Source organism: Serratia sp. P2ACOL2, from assembly GCF_003691565.1.
GTDB lineage: Bacteria > Pseudomonadota > Gammaproteobacteria > Enterobacterales > Enterobacteriaceae > Serratia > Serratia liquefaciens.
This window is the reverse complement of sequence record NZ_CP033162.1, coordinates 1,831,548-1,845,747: the sequence shown is the minus strand read 5'-3', so window position 1 is coordinate 1,845,747 and position 14,200 is coordinate 1,831,548. Positions and strand designations below refer to the sequence as shown.

19 protein-coding genes are annotated in these 14,200 nt (G+C 53.4%); 5 read left to right on the top strand and 14 right to left on the bottom strand.

The window, feature by feature from the left end:
• Nucleotides 1–136 precede the first annotated feature (136 nt).
• The 14 genes from EBA31_RS08975 to EBA31_RS08910 form a co-directional block, all read right to left on the bottom strand.
• Nucleotides 137–637: an antiterminator Q family protein gene (locus tag EBA31_RS08975; protein ID WP_122078464.1), complete on the bottom strand. Its 501-nt coding sequence runs from the start codon at nucleotides 635–637 to the stop codon at nucleotides 137–139.
• On the bottom strand, nucleotides 634–921 hold the full coding sequence (locus EBA31_RS08970) for a DUF1364 domain-containing protein (RefSeq protein WP_122078462.1): 288 nt from the start codon (nucleotides 919–921) through the stop codon (nucleotides 634–636). The genes EBA31_RS08975 and EBA31_RS08970 overlap by 4 nt, the downstream gene beginning before the upstream one ends.
• Nucleotides 918–1,511 (bottom strand): DUF1367 family protein, encoded by a 594-nt coding sequence (locus tag EBA31_RS08965; RefSeq protein ID WP_122078460.1) that lies wholly within the window; start codon nucleotides 1,509–1,511, stop codon nucleotides 918–920. Before EBA31_RS08965 ends, EBA31_RS08970 begins: the two co-directional genes overlap by 4 nt.
• A gap of 68 nt (nucleotides 1,512–1,579) precedes the next feature.
• Nucleotides 1,580–1,771 (bottom strand): hypothetical protein, encoded by a 192-nt coding sequence (locus tag EBA31_RS08960; protein ID WP_122078458.1) that lies wholly within the window; start codon nucleotides 1,769–1,771, stop codon nucleotides 1,580–1,582.
• A 245-nt stretch (nucleotides 1,772–2,016) separates the two neighbouring features.
• The gene (locus EBA31_RS08955) at nucleotides 2,017–4,308 is read right to left on the bottom strand and encodes a DNA cytosine methyltransferase (protein ID WP_122078456.1); all 2,292 of its coding nucleotides are present in this window, start codon (nucleotides 4,306–4,308) and stop codon (nucleotides 2,017–2,019) included.
• The gene (locus EBA31_RS08950) at nucleotides 4,305–4,826 is read right to left on the bottom strand and encodes an SAM-dependent methyltransferase (protein ID WP_122078454.1); all 522 of its coding nucleotides are present in this window, start codon (nucleotides 4,824–4,826) and stop codon (nucleotides 4,305–4,307) included. Before EBA31_RS08950 ends, EBA31_RS08955 begins: the two co-directional genes overlap by 4 nt.
• Before the next feature lie 106 nt (nucleotides 4,827–4,932).
• Nucleotides 4,933–5,178, bottom strand: a complete 246-nt coding sequence (locus EBA31_RS08945) for a hypothetical protein (protein ID WP_122078452.1) — start codon at nucleotides 5,176–5,178, stop codon at nucleotides 4,933–4,935.
• 3 nt (nucleotides 5,179–5,181) lie between these two features.
• Nucleotides 5,182–5,673: a hypothetical protein gene (locus EBA31_RS08940; protein WP_122078450.1), complete on the bottom strand. Its 492-nt coding sequence runs from the start codon at nucleotides 5,671–5,673 to the stop codon at nucleotides 5,182–5,184.
• Between the two features lie 43 nt (nucleotides 5,674–5,716).
• Complete coding sequence (locus tag EBA31_RS08935) at nucleotides 5,717–7,132, bottom strand: DnaB-like helicase C-terminal domain-containing protein (RefSeq protein ID WP_122078448.1); 1,416 nt, start codon at nucleotides 7,130–7,132, stop codon at nucleotides 5,717–5,719.
• Complete coding sequence (locus EBA31_RS08930; protein WP_122078446.1) at nucleotides 7,132–7,737, bottom strand: ATP-binding protein; 606 nt, start codon at nucleotides 7,735–7,737, stop codon at nucleotides 7,132–7,134. The genes EBA31_RS08935 and EBA31_RS08930 overlap by 1 nt, the downstream gene beginning before the upstream one ends.
• Nucleotides 7,734–8,579 carry a hypothetical protein gene (locus tag EBA31_RS08925; protein WP_122078444.1) on the bottom strand — a complete coding sequence of 282 codons (846 nt, stop codon included), beginning with the start codon at nucleotides 8,577–8,579 and terminating at the stop codon, nucleotides 7,734–7,736. The genes EBA31_RS08930 and EBA31_RS08925 overlap by 4 nt, the downstream gene beginning before the upstream one ends.
• Before the next feature lie 2 nt (nucleotides 8,580–8,581).
• Entirely contained in the window at nucleotides 8,582–8,800 is a 219-nt protein-coding gene (locus EBA31_RS08920) for a hypothetical protein (RefSeq protein WP_122078442.1), read from the bottom strand.
• 25 nt (nucleotides 8,801–8,825) lie between these two features.
• Nucleotides 8,826–9,278, bottom strand: a complete 453-nt coding sequence (locus EBA31_RS08915) for a toxin YdaT family protein (RefSeq protein ID WP_122078440.1) — start codon at nucleotides 9,276–9,278, stop codon at nucleotides 8,826–8,828.
• Nucleotides 9,279–9,339: 61 nt separating this feature from the next.
• Nucleotides 9,340–9,546, bottom strand: coding sequence for a Cro/CI family transcriptional regulator (locus EBA31_RS08910; protein ID WP_122078438.1), 207 nt, complete (start codon nucleotides 9,544–9,546; stop codon nucleotides 9,340–9,342).
• Nucleotides 9,547–9,626: 80 nt separating this feature from the next.
• Here EBA31_RS08910 and EBA31_RS08905 point away from each other — a divergent pair, with 80 nt between their 5' ends.
• From EBA31_RS08905 to EBA31_RS26910, 5 genes are all read left to right on the top strand, one after another.
• The gene (locus tag EBA31_RS08905) at nucleotides 9,627–10,016 is read left to right on the top strand and encodes a helix-turn-helix domain-containing protein (protein WP_122078435.1); all 390 of its coding nucleotides are present in this window, start codon (nucleotides 9,627–9,629) and stop codon (nucleotides 10,014–10,016) included.
• Between the two features lie 839 nt (nucleotides 10,017–10,855).
• Complete coding sequence (locus EBA31_RS08895; RefSeq protein ID WP_122078431.1) at nucleotides 10,856–11,173, top strand: hypothetical protein; 318 nt, start codon at nucleotides 10,856–10,858, stop codon at nucleotides 11,171–11,173.
• Between the two features lie 39 nt (nucleotides 11,174–11,212).
• Nucleotides 11,213–13,411: a hypothetical protein gene (locus EBA31_RS08890; protein ID WP_122078429.1), complete on the top strand. Its 2,199-nt coding sequence runs from the start codon at nucleotides 11,213–11,215 to the stop codon at nucleotides 13,409–13,411.
• On the top strand, nucleotides 13,408–13,908 hold the full coding sequence (locus tag EBA31_RS08885) for a siphovirus Gp157 family protein (RefSeq protein ID WP_122078427.1): 501 nt from the start codon (nucleotides 13,408–13,410) through the stop codon (nucleotides 13,906–13,908). Before EBA31_RS08890 ends, EBA31_RS08885 begins: the two co-directional genes overlap by 4 nt.
• A 4-nt stretch (nucleotides 13,909–13,912) precedes the next feature.
• Nucleotides 13,913–14,086 carry a hypothetical protein gene (locus EBA31_RS26910; protein WP_202914197.1) on the top strand — a complete coding sequence of 58 codons (174 nt, stop codon included), beginning with the start codon at nucleotides 13,913–13,915 and terminating at the stop codon, nucleotides 14,084–14,086.
• Nucleotides 14,087–14,200 lie beyond the last annotated feature (114 nt).

Genomic DNA, 14,200 nt, shown 5'->3' with positions numbered 1-14,200 from the left:
ACATTAAACCATACAATAACTAATGCTTATCTTTACAAACGCTCATAAAAAAACCCGCACGCGACGGGTTCTTCTCTCGGTACGCATACACAAATGGCAACGTATATTGGAATACTGGGCCATTGGTCCATTGATGTCAACACGTTCGCATCATTTTTTTCTTTTTTCGCTCCTGTTCGCGTTCGATAAACGCATCTTGCAAGGGCTGATACAACAAGTATTCAGCTGCAGATAGTATTTCAACGACTTCCCGCCTGCAGGTTCTGTGTGACGGTTTCCTGTGGGCTGGCGCACCACACCGACGGGCCATTTGCCGGGGCTTTGCTACAGCATGGTAGTAGTTGGCGATCGCCCTATCAGATGAGCCATGCACGTAACGGCTCAGCAGTAAGCCAAACGCTCGGCGATCGATGGCATGCAGTTTGTCCACAACGCGGGTGATCAACATGCCGTCGTCATCGTTGCAGATTGGGCGCTCTGGATAATTGCTCGGCTCAACCGTTGCCATGTACTCTGCGATGATGCTGCTCTGTCGGCGTTCCAGTCGCCCTGTATAAACCCATGCGCCCCACCGCTCCAACCATGGGTGTAGCCAAGCCTCTTGTTCTTCGGTCAGTTTCAGGCCGTCAGCGTTCATAGCTTGCCCTCCCTGCGTAAAATGGCCTGTGTGCGAAAAACTCCTTCGGCGTGAAAAAGACGAAGTTCCTCTCGGCTATATTCGGTCTTGGTTCGCCCATCGCAGGCATCGTGGCACGCGCTACATCCCCACGCTGCCTGCACGTCGTCGGGTTTAATCCCTGTGCCGCAGGTTCCCGCCATGCGGTAATGTGTCAATACGGTGGTTTCTGGGTTGAAATTACAGAACCCAGGGATCCGGATCTGGCAGTCGCGGCCGCGGGCCTCTTTGGTTAATTTGCTCATGATGTATACCCCATGAGCTGGGTCGCGGCATTCTCTGCAGACTGCTGATCGGGGAAGGTACGGAACAGGATGTAATTCCAGAGCACATCGAGCACAGCTTTATAAAACTCTCCGAACTCGATATCGTCCATTTTAGCGAATGAGATCGATTTAGGCTCCTTGCGAGCGCTGCCGTCGGGCATGACATATTCAACGTAAAATCCAGCCTGAATGGTCACCCAGGCACGAAACGCTTCGAAGGATTTTGCAACGCTGATATTACCGGCCCTTTTCTCTGCCACGTCAGCCAAATACTCATCAGCTGCCGCCTGCAAGGCATCTTCGCCGCCAGCGTAATAAGCCAAAAATTTCACATAGCCATTCACAAGCGCTTTGTCGGCTGGGGATATTGCACCCCCAGTCGGTTGCCAGTAGTCAAAACCAAGGTTCAGGAGTGAAAATAGCTTACGGTGAAAGGCTGGGTTTCGGGCTTGCTTGAAATCGGCGTAAAGAACCGATCCTATCTTTTTGGTTTGCAAAAAGTCTCTGGCTTCCCGAGTGGTCGGCACCAGTAGATTTCCTGCTGTCTTTGTGTACGAATACTGCGCCATTGGGAGTCTCCAGTAGCGCAGCAGTTGTTCAGAATTGAATGGGCTGGGTGTTCAGTCCAGCTCATTGATTATAGCGTGTTTCCATCAGGGGCGACAATCGAATAGCCCGCCAATTTTGCCACTTCCAACATCGCGTTAAGTGTCGAAATGTGTTCGTCACCCTTGACCAAACGTAAGCCCACGGTCTCACCATTTTCACGACGAATTACAACAAAGCCATTTTCAGGGAGAAGGTTATTAAGTTCTTCCAAATCAATCATAAACACCTCAATCTTTGAGATTGCTTGTTATCCCTCCATCTCCCTGCATGCCATTAGAGCTAAACCCTTGGATTTTGTCAGGTCAAATAGGTAACACAGATCGTTTAGTCGCATATCGATCGGTTTTAACGATCGACACCTCCGCCTGTGAATATCATGCCACCAATTATACTGTATATTTAACCAGTATCAATTTACCTATTCACCACACAACAGCCCCGCGTTATAGCGGGGCTGTTGTTTCATTACGCAGCCATCCGCCAAACACACAACTCCGGCATGTTTGCCCTTACCAGCGCCTCTGCAAATGGCGGTGGTACCGAGTTACCACAGCGCGCTACCTGCTCCGACTTGGGCCAGCGGGTGCCGTCGATGTCCTTGTCGATGATGTAGCTCCGCGGGAAGCCGTTGGCGTTATACAGCTCACGGGGCTCCAACATGCGCATACAGATGTCGACCACCATAAATTCGCCGACCTGGATAAACTGTGGTCGAAGTGCAGGGAACAGGTGGCTGTTGTCCGGCTCATCACTGAATACGTCCATGAGACGCGCACAGCACCAGGCGTTATAACGTTGGTCATCAGTGATCAGCGTCGGCTCGCATTTCACCTCAGTTAGCCCGAAACGGTCATGCGTCGGCACCGTATGCATCGGCGCATCAACGTCGATCCCTTCCTTTTCGTTGCCGTAGTATTTCTGCAGGTACGCCGTCACATGCCCGATGTGATTACCGCCAGCGGTCAAGGTTGGCGCTGGCGCATTTGTTGGTCTACCGTCCTTGCAAGTGCCGCGCAACTGCACCAGGTGCGAAGTACAAAGCGAGTGGTGATCGACCTGCGTCACCGTGTGCGCTGGCTCGTCCATTCCCAGTCCCGCGCCAGTGTAGTTGCCGCCGTAGTGTTTGATCAGATTGGCCGCGACGACGGCATGCTTGATGCCACCAGCAACGACAGTCCCCAGCGGTGCACGAATATTCAGGATGCGCGGCGCCTGCCCTCTCTGCTCGCCATAACCCATCTGAATCAGCGAGGCGGACGCCAGCGCGGTATGGGACTCGGTCGGGATAGTTGCCATCGGCGAGGCGATGCTGCGCGGCTTGCCGGAATAGGTCGGGCCACCAGCACCCACCAGCACTGCGCTGGCCAGCTGAGTTTTTCCGCCACCGCCAGGCATGATTGTGCCCACTGGCGCATCAGCACGGTTTCCAGTGCTATTCCCAAACTGCCGCACAACCACCGGTGCTGCCACCGCGAAACCGTGGGTTTGTGTGACCGTCTGCAGCGGCAGGCGGCCGGACTGTCCCCGGAAACAGTCGTATTTGGTTCGGTTGGACGTGTGATTGCATTTCACGGCGAACGGCTCGATCAGCAGGTGTTCGGCCTTGCTGGTGACCGTCGTCAACGGTGTGCCTGTAGCGTACTGCCGGCCATCGCCGCCGAACCCGGTTTGCCCGATTTGGACGATGTACGGATCCGGGCAGTCGATAACGTAACGCTTCAATCCTTTCACGATACGGCGCAGCGTGTTGTCCGCCAGCGGCTTCTTGCGCCCCATAATACTGCGCGTAGGAATTGACCAGTCGATGCACTCAGCAGCAGTTCGCCATGGCTGTAGCTGGCCTGCCAGCACATCTGCACTATCCGGCGCGCCATGGGATGGATCCGGCCAGACAACAGACTCACCATCGCAGCGACTGACGACAAACAGGCGCTTGCGAATGGTAGGGGCGCCATAATCGCAGGCTCTCAGCTCTTTGTGATCCACGTTGTAGCCCAGCCCGGCAACCAAGCTGCGGGCGTCGTCGCTGTCGATATCAATCTGCAAGAATTCGCAGGCCTCAGCCAGAGCCGGAGAATCTGGCGCGACTCCATCGCTCAGCATTCCAATGAACGCGCGGAACGTTGCGCCGGTGTACGCCGGGTCGGGGTATAAATTTCCCTTCTTATCGGCTTTCAGCGGCCCCCAAGAACGGAATTCCTCTACGTTTTCCAGCATCAAATAGCGCGGCCGCACCGCCAACGCCCAGCGCAACACCACCCACGCCAGACCGCGGATCTCTTTCTTGACCGGCGTCCCGCCTTTGGCCTTTGAGAAGTGACGGCAGTCAGGAGAAAACCAGCCCAACAACACTGGTAATCCGCCAGTGGAAATTTTCGGATCCACGCTGAAAATATCCTCCGGGTAGTGCAGCGTGCGCGGATGATTCACGGCGTGCATCGCCATGGCCACCGGGTTGTGGTTCATCGCGATATGCGGCTCAAAACCCAGCGCCTGCTTGATGCCCTCGCAGCTGCCACCACCGCCAGCGAACCCGACAACCACCAGGCCGTTTTCCACGGCATCAGGCCGGAAATCAACGATCTGTTTCTGACGCGCCCAGGCGTGCGCCGTTTTCTGTATATCCTGCGGGCTGACACGGTTGAGGAACATCTGATTGATTTGCTGCAGAACTTCCTGCTGCTCGTCGCCGTTCAAATCATGAACTGGCAGCACCGACGATGCGCACTGTTGTACTTCTGTTGGCCAGATACTCATGATTTCACTTCCCTAGCTGTTTCGCCCGATTTTACGAAGATGATCCAGTGCGTTTTGTCGTTCTTTCCGGTGCGCTGCCAGATAGCTGGTTTTTCGTCTGTAAGGGCGACGACTTGGCTAACCGGTATCTGGGTTTCGTTCCATTTGAAGATCAGCACGCCGTGTTGCCGCAGCACGCGGAAAGCTTCAGTGAACCCGGCGCGCAGCTCATCGCGCCATGTTTCGCGGTCAAGCTTCCCGTACTTCTTGCCCTGCCAGCCGTTGGGGCCTACACGCTCTAGGTGCGGCGGGTCGAACACAACAACCGGGAAGGTGCAATCAGCGAACGGCAAAGAGGTAAAATCTGCGATTAGGTCAGGAGATATGACCAGGCGGCGCCCGTCGCACAGGGTGTGGCTCTCGTTGCGCTTATCGCTGAATACGGCGCGCTCGTCCTCTTTGTTGAACCAGAACATACGGGAGCCGCAGCACATATCCAGAATGCTCTTTCCCTTGAGGTTCAGTTGATTTGCTGGCATCACAACACCGCCAAAGCGACAGCCGCCGCAACTATTACCCAGAAAATCACGATCGCCCAAAACAGCGTCGTTAACGGATTGCACACCACCCAGCCTTTTAATTTTGTCATTGTCCCTTCCCCTCTCTGCGTTCGCGCCAGTAATTCAGGCGCGCCCTGAAATGTTCGCGATAGTTTTCCGGTACCGAGTTAATCGCGTCGGTCACTGCGGTGCGCTGTATCTTCCGCGCAGACAGATTCTTGATAAGGCCACTGGCGCGCAGGTCGAGGTTTTCCAGATCTCGATATTCCTGCGGCCAGAGCCCGCGGTTGTGCGGTAAGCCGGGCGGGAGATAATCCGATTGCCCGACCATAGATCACCCTCTCGCTAAATGCTGCTGTTTCTCTGAGTTGACGTAGAACTGCCCGTCAACGTGAGTGAGGGTGAATTCCGGTACTGGTTTTTCATGCCGGGTTATTTCGCAGTGAGGGGAATTGATCATCGTCAGAATGCGGGTCTGTAGGTGACGGTGTGTCAGCCCATGATCGGGGTAATGTTTATTCAGCGCGGTGAGAATGCCATGATAGGTCAACGTTTTTCCCATCATAACTGCCGCCAGGTTACGAGTCGGGAAATCGACCGTGAAAGCTTTTTTCTTACTGGAAGCCCGTTTCGAAGCCTTCGCTGGCGTACGGGCAAATTTCGGAGGTACTACCTGTTCCGGTACCGGTGGTCGGGATAACGTCGAGCCAGAGCGTACCCGGGCGTTGGCGTTCATATGCCAGATAATCAGCGCAGTGTGATCACAGCCGTCGTCAATGACTTCGGCGCCGGGGTCTTTCGCAAAAATTAATTCTGTAGTGCTCATAGGTCTTTCCTTTTGGTTGATTAACACGCTGGTCAGGCGCGATTTAAAACGCTTCGATCTTGGAATTTTTGCTGTAACGCTTTTCTGATGCCTGGCCTTTCTGCCCCAGGCGTGCAGCGTCTTCATCGCTGATGTCTTTGATATAGCCGTCAACCATCAACGCATGCGCAGTACCGCTTACCCCTTCCCTGTTCAGTCGCAACAACAGCTCCATCAGGTTAGGGTCAGCATTTTTGTTGTAGACGGCATCACGATACAAACCGATCCACACATCACAGTCCTGTTCTATCTGCCCGGTGTCTTTACTGTCCGCTGGCCATGGCCGTTTGTCGGCGCGTTCCTCCAGTTTTCGGTTGAGCTGAGTCAGCAGCAATACGGGGCAATCCAATTCCTTCGCCAGGTTCTTCAAGCCGGTGGTGATGTCTCCATAGGCAATGTCGCGGCGTTCGGCGGCCTCGGCTTTCATCAGGGTCAGATAATCGATGGCCACCAATCCCAGTACGCCGCGCTGACGTTTCACTTTTCGGCATTCGTTGCGGATGTGCGCCAGCGTCACACCGGGGGTGCTGTCAATCATCAGATTGGACTCTGCCAGTTCTGCAGCCTTGGCCATCGCCCGAGACATGGCAATGTCATCATCAGGTCCGATGTAAAACATCTCAGAATTAACACACGCCTCCTGAGCCACCATTCTTTCGATGATGCCGTCGTCCGTCATTTCCAGACTGAAAACAAGGGTCGGCAGACGGTGATTCAAAGCAAAGTGCGTGGCGATTTTGTTGTATACCGCCGTTTTACCCATTTTGGGGCGAGCACCGATCACGACCAGCGCACCACGAAGCACCTGTTTCGGGTGCATCAGTCGGTCGAGGCTCTCGATCCCCAGCGTTAAGCCACCAGCACCATCAGGGTCTTCAAAACGGCGATTCATCTTCTCGATCCAGTCCTCCACCACATCCATCGCCGGACGTAAGCCGCCGCGGGTACCGGTACGTGCATGATCGGCCACGGCGGTGACCATCTGTTGCACGGTTTCCAGTTTTTCGGGAGTGCCCATGCCGTTGTTGGCCAGCACCAGCGAGGTACATTCCTGCAGTTTTTCTAGAGTGAATCGCAAAATAGCTTTGTCACGGACGGCATGCGCATAACTCACCATCGCTGCCGGGCTACTGTTTCGGTTGGTTTCAGCCAAGTAGGCAAAGCCGCCAACCTGCTCGAGTACCCCTTTGCTTTCCAGCGCATCATGCAAGCTGATCAGGTCTGTCGGCCGGCAGGCATTTTTCAGCGCACGCAGTTCTTTGAAAATCTCTCTGTGCGCCACCAGGTAAAACGCTTCGGGTTTCAGTATGCCGAACACTGAAGAGGACATATCGTCGTCCGTGTTGAGCATCAGGGAGCCCAGAATCGCCTGTTCCAGATCGATGCTGTAAGGCGGTTGCGGAAGATTGCCAAAATCCATTACAGACGCCCCCGCTGACTTTCCCAGTCAAACGCCAACACTGCTGCGCTTTCCAAAATGCGATCCATGGCGCGATACCCCATGAAATCCTCGAGCTGTTTTACCGTGAAATTGCTGATCAAAACCGTCGGTTTCATCTGCTCATACCGGGTGTTGATAATTTCCGACACAATCAGGCGTTCGGAGTCAGTGCCGTTCTGCATGCCCACTTCGTCGATAACGAGCAGATCCAGCCCACAGTAAAAACCCAACACTTCGTATTCCGTCCTGGTTGCATCCTGTCGCCAAGTATCGCGCATTGCCCGGATCATTCGCTGCGCCGAAGTCAGATACACATCCGCGTCATAATGCTCGACCAGCTCACGCATGATCCCAACAGCCAAATGGGTCTTCCCTGTTCCTGGGCGGCCAGACATCAAGAGGTTAGACCCAGCAGTCTGCATCTGCGGCCACTCAGTGGTGAATTGCTGGCAAATCGTCAGGCACTCCTGCGCCTGTGGGTTCACCGGTACAAAGCTACCGATCGATGCGTCCTGAAAGCGCTTATTCACCCCACAGTGCTCAAGCAGAGTTTCAGTTGTGTTTTTCACTTGTTTGCCAGTCATTGCCTGCCCTCCTGCGTGTTATTTTTCCAACCGATACGAGTTTCATAGCTGCGCCCTTCAAGGTCTGCAGCGGTATCGCTATGCCGCTTCACTCCGGATTGAGCAGGTTGGCTGCTCACCGTCCACGCGTTGTTAAACTCCAACCCCGGGCCAAAGAAGCGCGACGCCTGCATCACATAGCTGGTGCCCACTTGTCCCTTGGCGCCACAAAATGCCACGTAGCGCTGTAATCCTGCCGCCATAGCCTCCGATGTCACCCCAGCCTTGCGGCGAGCACTCCACGCCTGATAGGCCTTGTTCTTGGGGTTGCTGCCCTCACGTTTCGGATACTCTGCCCACAGCTTTTCGAACTCAGTTGGGTAATCGTCTTTTTTGGGCTGCACAGGGGTGCCGTCGTCAGATGGCACAAGAGTGTTTTTGTTTGTATTCAGTACTTGTTTATATTCATTACTTACTTGTAGGGGATTTGCCGGGGCCGGTTCACCCGTCGCCGGTTTAGCCGGGGCCGGATAATCCGTCTCCGGTGAAAAACCACTCGATTCGCAGACCACATACGACATTCCGTCGAAGCTTCCACCATCTGCGCGCTTCTTCTCAGCCTGTAAATATCCAGCAGATGAAAGCTCTTTGAGCAGTCCCCGCACAGCGTCACGGCCTGCAGGTTTACCTGAGTCAGCGGTCTGATTGATCAGGCTGGCAACGGACACTTCCCAGTTATCCGGTTTGCCAAGAAGATAAATCAGCAGGCCACGTGCGCCCCATGAAAGGCGCATGTCTTCGCTGATGTCTTTGTTCAAGGTATAAAATCGAGTGTCTGGGCGTGGCGCCCTTCTGATAGCCATGATCAAATCCCCAGAGAGTCAGCGATCTGCCGGCAGGCGTTCTGGTACTGCTCGGGGGTCATGTCTAGATCACGCAGCGCAGCCTTGCTCTGCTCGTATTGTTCCCAGATCGCATGCGCGGCTGCTTGGCGATCTTCGAAAATTGGTCTGATTTTTGCGGCGTCGGTAGGCATGCCATTTAAGCGCCAGCCGTTCCGGTATGTGATGTGGTCAGTTTGCATATTGGTCTTTCCTAGAATCTGGTAGTTACTGCGCGCTGGTCAGGCGCTGGGTGTCTTGCAGAGCGTTTAGCGCCCCCGCTATTCGTTGAGGGGTATCGCAAGCGCCAAGCAAAATGGCGATCACTGCCGCGGCAAACTCACGGATGGCCACTGACAGCAGATACTGCACGGATACACCGCCCAACCTGGCGCGCCGTTCAGCTGGCAGTGCTGCGGCCATGGCGTCGGCAAGTTCTCGCACCTTCGCCCGGGCGGCCTTAGACTCACCACGCAGCCAACGAAAGATCTGCTGCCGGTTGTTGTTGATGGCGCGCCAGTCTGCCCGGCCGAAAGCATCTTCGATCGGATGCAAGCGCACCGTTGCTGAGTCGTCACCGAACAGGAACCACATCCGGCTGATCTCGATCGCCACATGCTCCTGCCCTTGCTCTGCTGCCCAGGTTGTAATTTCGTCTTTCAATTTTTCGATGTTTTCCACTTCGCGTCTCCTGTCGCTCAAAACTTGATTACGCATAATCAGATTTTGGTGGGGTTGGTTGTTAAGCTGCACCCTTCTGAATCCCATCACGATTTTGATAGAGAGACAGATCGTACTTAAGTGCACCATCAGTGAGCCGTTCAAGACGGGCAGCACGGCCTTCTGGTACTAATTCACCCCAAGCGTAAACGGTAGGTTTTTTAACACCTGCAGCCTTGGCCAGCGCCGCTTTCGTCTTGAAATATGCGATTGCATCTTTCGTATACATGCGAATACCTCTTGTTAGATTTGTCTAACAAATTATGTGTTCAAGATAACGAAGTCAAGAAAATTTAGAATTATCTAACTATGACATTACCCGGTGAGCGCATTCGTGCGCGTAGAAAAGAACTCAAACTAACCCAGCGCGCTCTCGCAAAGATCGTGCAGGTTGCCCATGTCACTATTTCACAATGGGAAACCGGCGACAGTGAGCCGGGCGGGAAGAATCTTTTTGCTTTGAGTAAGGCGCTGCAATGCTCCCCAACCTGGATACTTTACGGTGATGAGAACATGTCGCCGGGTGAACCTTCTGAATTGCCACGCCAACTTGATGGAAGAGAAAACGAACTGCTTGATCTGTTTTCCTCCCTACCAGAATCTGAAAAAGAGGTTCTTTTAACCGACCTTCGCGAAAGAGTTGAGGGTTTTAATCGGTTATTTGAAGAACTCCTTAAAGCCCGCAAACCACAGAAGTAAAAAAATACCCAATGTTTTCATGGCATTGTGATTTTTACGTCCATTTTGTTCGCTTTATCTAACATTTTTCATTGACTGAAAAGTTCGGTTAATCTAAATTTAGTCACATCAACAGCGCACTAACCCTGCAGCGGTTGTTCAGAAATGTTCCGCAAGCCGCGGCGATACACGGCAAAGAATTTGATTCGAAACGGGCCGCCCGGCATTAGCCGGTGTGTTTTGGAGAAGGCGAACGGCAAGTAACCCTCCCTGTCACGGCAGTGAAACCGGTTGACGGCGTAATCCCGGTTAAAGAATGCCCCGTGAGGCTTAAACATCGCTCGTCAGCTCCACGTTACGGAGCACCACTATCAAAGAGCGCGGGCGTGCAAAACTGTATCTCACCCGGCGAACGTTAGTACCGAATCCCGGAGAGGGTTCGCCAATAGCGGGAGAGGATCGCTCTTTTTGATAGTGGTGAATGCCGGGGGCTGCGGGGCGTTGCTCCCGGCCACCACAACCTAAATACCATTGCTGTGTGTAGTCTTCGCCCCGTGCGTCGGGGCAATTTTTTCACACCGCATAAATTGGGAAAGACCTGACGGCGGGAATAGACCGCGGCACCTGACCAGTGCATATGCCATGGAAAGACCAATGATACGGCCGCTAAACCCTGACCAGGTGATGCGGCGCCGGATAACGTAACCGGCAACCTACAGACGTAAAAAAGCCCGCCGAAGCGAGCTTAATTACCCTGATGGGAACCACCCCACCAAGAGGGTGCCGGCTACCAACCGACCTTTCTAGGAAAGACCAATGGCTTGCACCACTGATCTGCAAGCATTATATCAGGAGTTGCTATGAAAGCACTACAGATACCAGTCACGCTCTATATCCACGCGAATGTATCCCGATTCGCCGAACAGAAAATCACTGTTTTAACAGCTGACATGTCCGAGTTTCCGGAGTATGTGCTGCTGGAAACCCGCCAAATCATCATCGATGTCGACCAGCCTGAACCGATTGATCTGATCGGCAAACAGGTTGAAGCACTGCGCACACAGAAAGAGCGCATCGCCGCAAGCTCGCACCAGCAGCAAATCCTCATTGATGATCAGATTCAGCAGTTGCTGTGCATCGAACATTCAGAAATCGACGTTCACGAACTGCCGTACTAAGCGCGCCTGACCAGCGCACAACCATAGGAAAGACCAATAATGGCTATTCATATCGTTTTATTTGATCCAAAGAAAAAGGCTCAGGCCAACGGGGCTGTACCACTCGTTATTGCCCTTGAAGCACCAAACAAGAAAGCGGCCGAAGGTATTGCGATCGGCAAGCTTTACGAAAAATACCCTGAAAGCGTTGATAATTTTTTCAACCCAAAAACTGTGGAAGATCAGCCCGGTCACCCTCGCCCACCGGTCGGAGAATTTGACGAGCAATTCGCGCAGGATAATGTTTTTGACGGTAGTGTCTGGACTCAAAAGGAACCAGAAACGGAACTGCCAACCGGGCCAGTTGACCTGCTGGCGCAACCAGCCAACGTTAAGATTGCAGCCGTTGTCATGTATGGCGACACCGAGATCGATAATAGCCAGCTATCGCTTGTGGTTGACCTGCTGAATGACGACGAGACACCAGACGACACCGGCATGCGCGCGGTGATCGATGGGTTGATTGCAGTGGAAGCAGTAGGCGCTATGCACCAAGCCGGTATTTATAACCTTATCACCGCCATTTTTGATAGTGCTGGCGATCGCATGCCGTCCAGGGAGGACGTAAACGCCTTTGCTCAAGCATGGGTTGATAATCCTCGGGATCGCGAGAGCATCAAGCTGAACGCCAACGTCAATGTGAATAACACCGAAGGAATACCTGATTACAACACGCTGGATATGCACGTCGCACTTTCAATCATGGCCGTTCACCCTACCAACGCGAAAGCCGCCGACGTAAAAAACGCGAAAGAAATTATCGCAGCACGCGATTCCGTATGGCGTGCATGGGACAAAACTCTGCGGGTGATCATCGGTATCCTTAACGTTGATACAGACACCCGCCATGCGATCATTTCCGAAGGGCTGAAAAACCTCAAGTTAGTAAATAACGATGAAGAACGCCTGCACTTTGTGAAAACTCGCCTTGCTGGACATCCGGCATGCACCGAACTGGCGGACTACGGCCAGCAGCCTGAGAAAAATGTCGAGGTGGAAAACCTCGGCGGCGGCCGCTTCTCTATCGACGGCCTAATCGGCAGCAGTGAGCAGCAAACTGAAAAGCAAAGCAGAGAAGCACTAGCCGCCACTTTCAATGAAAGAAGTGAAAAATTGTCGACCGCCCTCGATACCTCGAGTGAAGGCGAAAAAACGGAAGTCGCACAGCAGCAAACCCAAGTTACCGACGCGAAAGCGCAGCAAGCCAAGCAGCAGCTGGATCAAATGGGTTATGGCGTTTATGCCAATGATCCAGCAGAGCAAACACTGCAGCAGCGTGCCGATAAAAACGTGGATCAAGCCGAAGAACTGGTGCGTCAGCTGAAAGCAGACGATTTCCAGCAGCGCGCCGAGCAGGTTGAACAGGTGATTGCCGAGCAACCAGCAGAAGTGCAACAAAATCTCGGCATTTGGAAGCGCGTTATGCGCACGGACCCTCGCTATACGAAACCAGTCGATGCAGAAGGTTTTACAGGTACCAGCATCAACGGCGAGTACATGTTTATGCGAGCAACCGAGATCTTTGGCCCTATTGGTTCAGGGTGGGGATACGAGATTTTCGAAGACGCCATGTTGCCTGGTGCCCCCATGATTGAAAACGTATTCGAGGGTAATAAATTCATCGGTAAAAAAATGCTTCGCGATGCTGATGGCACACTTGTAACCGAGCAGAATCACAGTATTGGCATTCGTTTTTGGTACGTGCAGGGTGATGAACGGAAAGAGGTTATTTCGTTCGGTGCGACTAAATATCTGTATATGACCAATGCGGGAAAAATGAAATGTGACGGCGAGGCCAAAAAGAAAAGTCTTACAGATTCCATCAAGAAAGCTTTGTCAATGCTCGGTTTCTCTGCCGATATCTTCCTCGGGTGGTTTGACTCGGCGGAATACAAAGCGGAAAACGCCACAGAGTTCGCTATCCGGAATGCCAGCGATAAAGCTGAGGACGTGACACGCCTGCGCGAAGAACTAGACGAGAAGCTGGCAAAAGTCGCCGACACCATCACATCGGCCGTGACAGTGAACGAGGCAAGCAAGGTTCATTCATCAATTTCCCGTGAGGTTGAGACGCACCGCAAAGCCGCTGAAGCCAAAGGCGACACCGATCACGCTAAATACCTGGCTGGCCGACTGCGCCGCCTTACCACCTTGAAAGATGAACGCATCGCCATCCTGTCCGAGGAGAAAGCATCATGAGCATCACAGCCATCGCATTAGCATCTGATTACGCCAAGCTGCAGCAGCTGATTGAAACCTCTGACGACCTGACGCCAGAAATGATCGCCGATACACTGGAAGGCATCGAGGGAGCGTTGGGTGACAAGTTGGACGCTGCCTTTATCCACGTTCGTAATCTGGAAGGGTTGGCCAAGACGGTTGATGAAGAAGTTAAGCGCCTGGCCGACCGTAAAAAGTCGTTCGAGAATCGCGCCAAATCCATCCGTCAGTATGTGCTGGCATGCCTGCTGGCATCCGGCCAAGACAAACTAAAAACCACGACCAATACCTTTACTGCGGCCAAAGGCCGGGCCAGCGTGGTGATCGAGAACGCAGACCTACTACCTGATGAACTGGTGACTGTACAAACATTGGTTACGCCGGACAAAAAAGCCATCAAGGAAGCGATCGAGAACGGCGTCGAGGTCAAAGGCGCCCATATTGAAATCGGCGAACGCTCGCTGCAGGTGAGGTAATCAGATGCTTAATCGTTCTCAACGACGCGGAGTGCCCGCTTATATCACCCTGCCCGATGGGCGTGTAGGGACCATCATGACGGATCGCCGTTGTGAGGTTATCTACAACCTGCCGCCAGACGTGAAGATCAGCAGTACTCGACCGCCAACAAAGTTGATTAAGCCTAATCAGAAATAGGCCACCGCCATCGCTAGCATTGTGGGACACCTCACAACAAGGCAACCACAATGCAGCGATGGCAACCAGGCGCACGCCTACTCTCTGACTTCGACCTCAAAATCGGCCGGCTGT

What these genes read in the sequence shown, in the direction of transcription:
- EBA31_RS08975 (WP_122078464.1), bottom strand. Translation starts at nt 637, where the DNA reads ATGAACGCTGACGGCCTGAAACTGACCGAAGAACAAGAGGCTTGGCTA.
- EBA31_RS08970 (WP_122078462.1), bottom strand. Translation starts at nt 921, where the DNA reads ATGAGCAAATTAACCAAAGAGGCCCGCGGCCGCGACTGCCAGATCCGG.
- EBA31_RS08965 (WP_122078460.1), bottom strand. Translation starts at nt 1,511, where the DNA reads ATGGCGCAGTATTCGTACACAAAGACAGCAGGAAATCTACTGGTGCCG.
- EBA31_RS08960 (WP_122078458.1), bottom strand. Translation starts at nt 1,771, where the DNA reads ATGATTGATTTGGAAGAACTTAATAACCTTCTCCCTGAAAATGGCTTT.
- EBA31_RS08955 (WP_122078456.1), bottom strand. Translation starts at nt 4,308, where the DNA reads ATGAGTATCTGGCCAACAGAAGTACAACAGTGCGCATCGTCGGTGCTG.
- EBA31_RS08950 (WP_122078454.1), bottom strand. Translation starts at nt 4,826, where the DNA reads ATGCCAGCAAATCAACTGAACCTCAAGGGAAAGAGCATTCTGGATATG.
- EBA31_RS08945 (WP_122078452.1), bottom strand. Translation starts at nt 5,178, where the DNA reads ATGGTCGGGCAATCGGATTATCTCCCGCCCGGCTTACCGCACAACCGC.
- EBA31_RS08940 (WP_122078450.1), bottom strand. Translation starts at nt 5,673, where the DNA reads ATGAGCACTACAGAATTAATTTTTGCGAAAGACCCCGGCGCCGAAGTC.
- EBA31_RS08935 (WP_122078448.1), bottom strand. Translation starts at nt 7,132, where the DNA reads ATGGATTTTGGCAATCTTCCGCAACCGCCTTACAGCATCGATCTGGAA.
- EBA31_RS08930 (WP_122078446.1), bottom strand. Translation starts at nt 7,737, where the DNA reads ATGACTGGCAAACAAGTGAAAAACACAACTGAAACTCTGCTTGAGCAC.
- EBA31_RS08925 (WP_122078444.1), bottom strand. Translation starts at nt 8,579, where the DNA reads ATGGCTATCAGAAGGGCGCCACGCCCAGACACTCGATTTTATACCTTG.
- EBA31_RS08920 (WP_122078442.1), bottom strand. Translation starts at nt 8,800, where the DNA reads ATGCAAACTGACCACATCACATACCGGAACGGCTGGCGCTTAAATGGC.
- EBA31_RS08910 (WP_122078438.1), bottom strand. Translation starts at nt 9,546, where the DNA reads ATGTATACGAAAGATGCAATCGCATATTTCAAGACGAAAGCGGCGCTG.
- EBA31_RS08905 (WP_122078435.1), top strand. Translation starts at nt 9,627, where the DNA reads ATGACATTACCCGGTGAGCGCATTCGTGCGCGTAGAAAAGAACTCAAA.
- EBA31_RS08895 (WP_122078431.1), top strand. Translation starts at nt 10,856, where the DNA reads ATGAAAGCACTACAGATACCAGTCACGCTCTATATCCACGCGAATGTA.
- EBA31_RS08890 (WP_122078429.1), top strand. Translation starts at nt 11,213, where the DNA reads ATGGCTATTCATATCGTTTTATTTGATCCAAAGAAAAAGGCTCAGGCC.
- EBA31_RS08885 (WP_122078427.1), top strand. Translation starts at nt 13,408, where the DNA reads ATGAGCATCACAGCCATCGCATTAGCATCTGATTACGCCAAGCTGCAG.
- EBA31_RS26910 (WP_202914197.1), top strand. Translation starts at nt 13,913, where the DNA reads ATGCTTAATCGTTCTCAACGACGCGGAGTGCCCGCTTATATCACCCTG.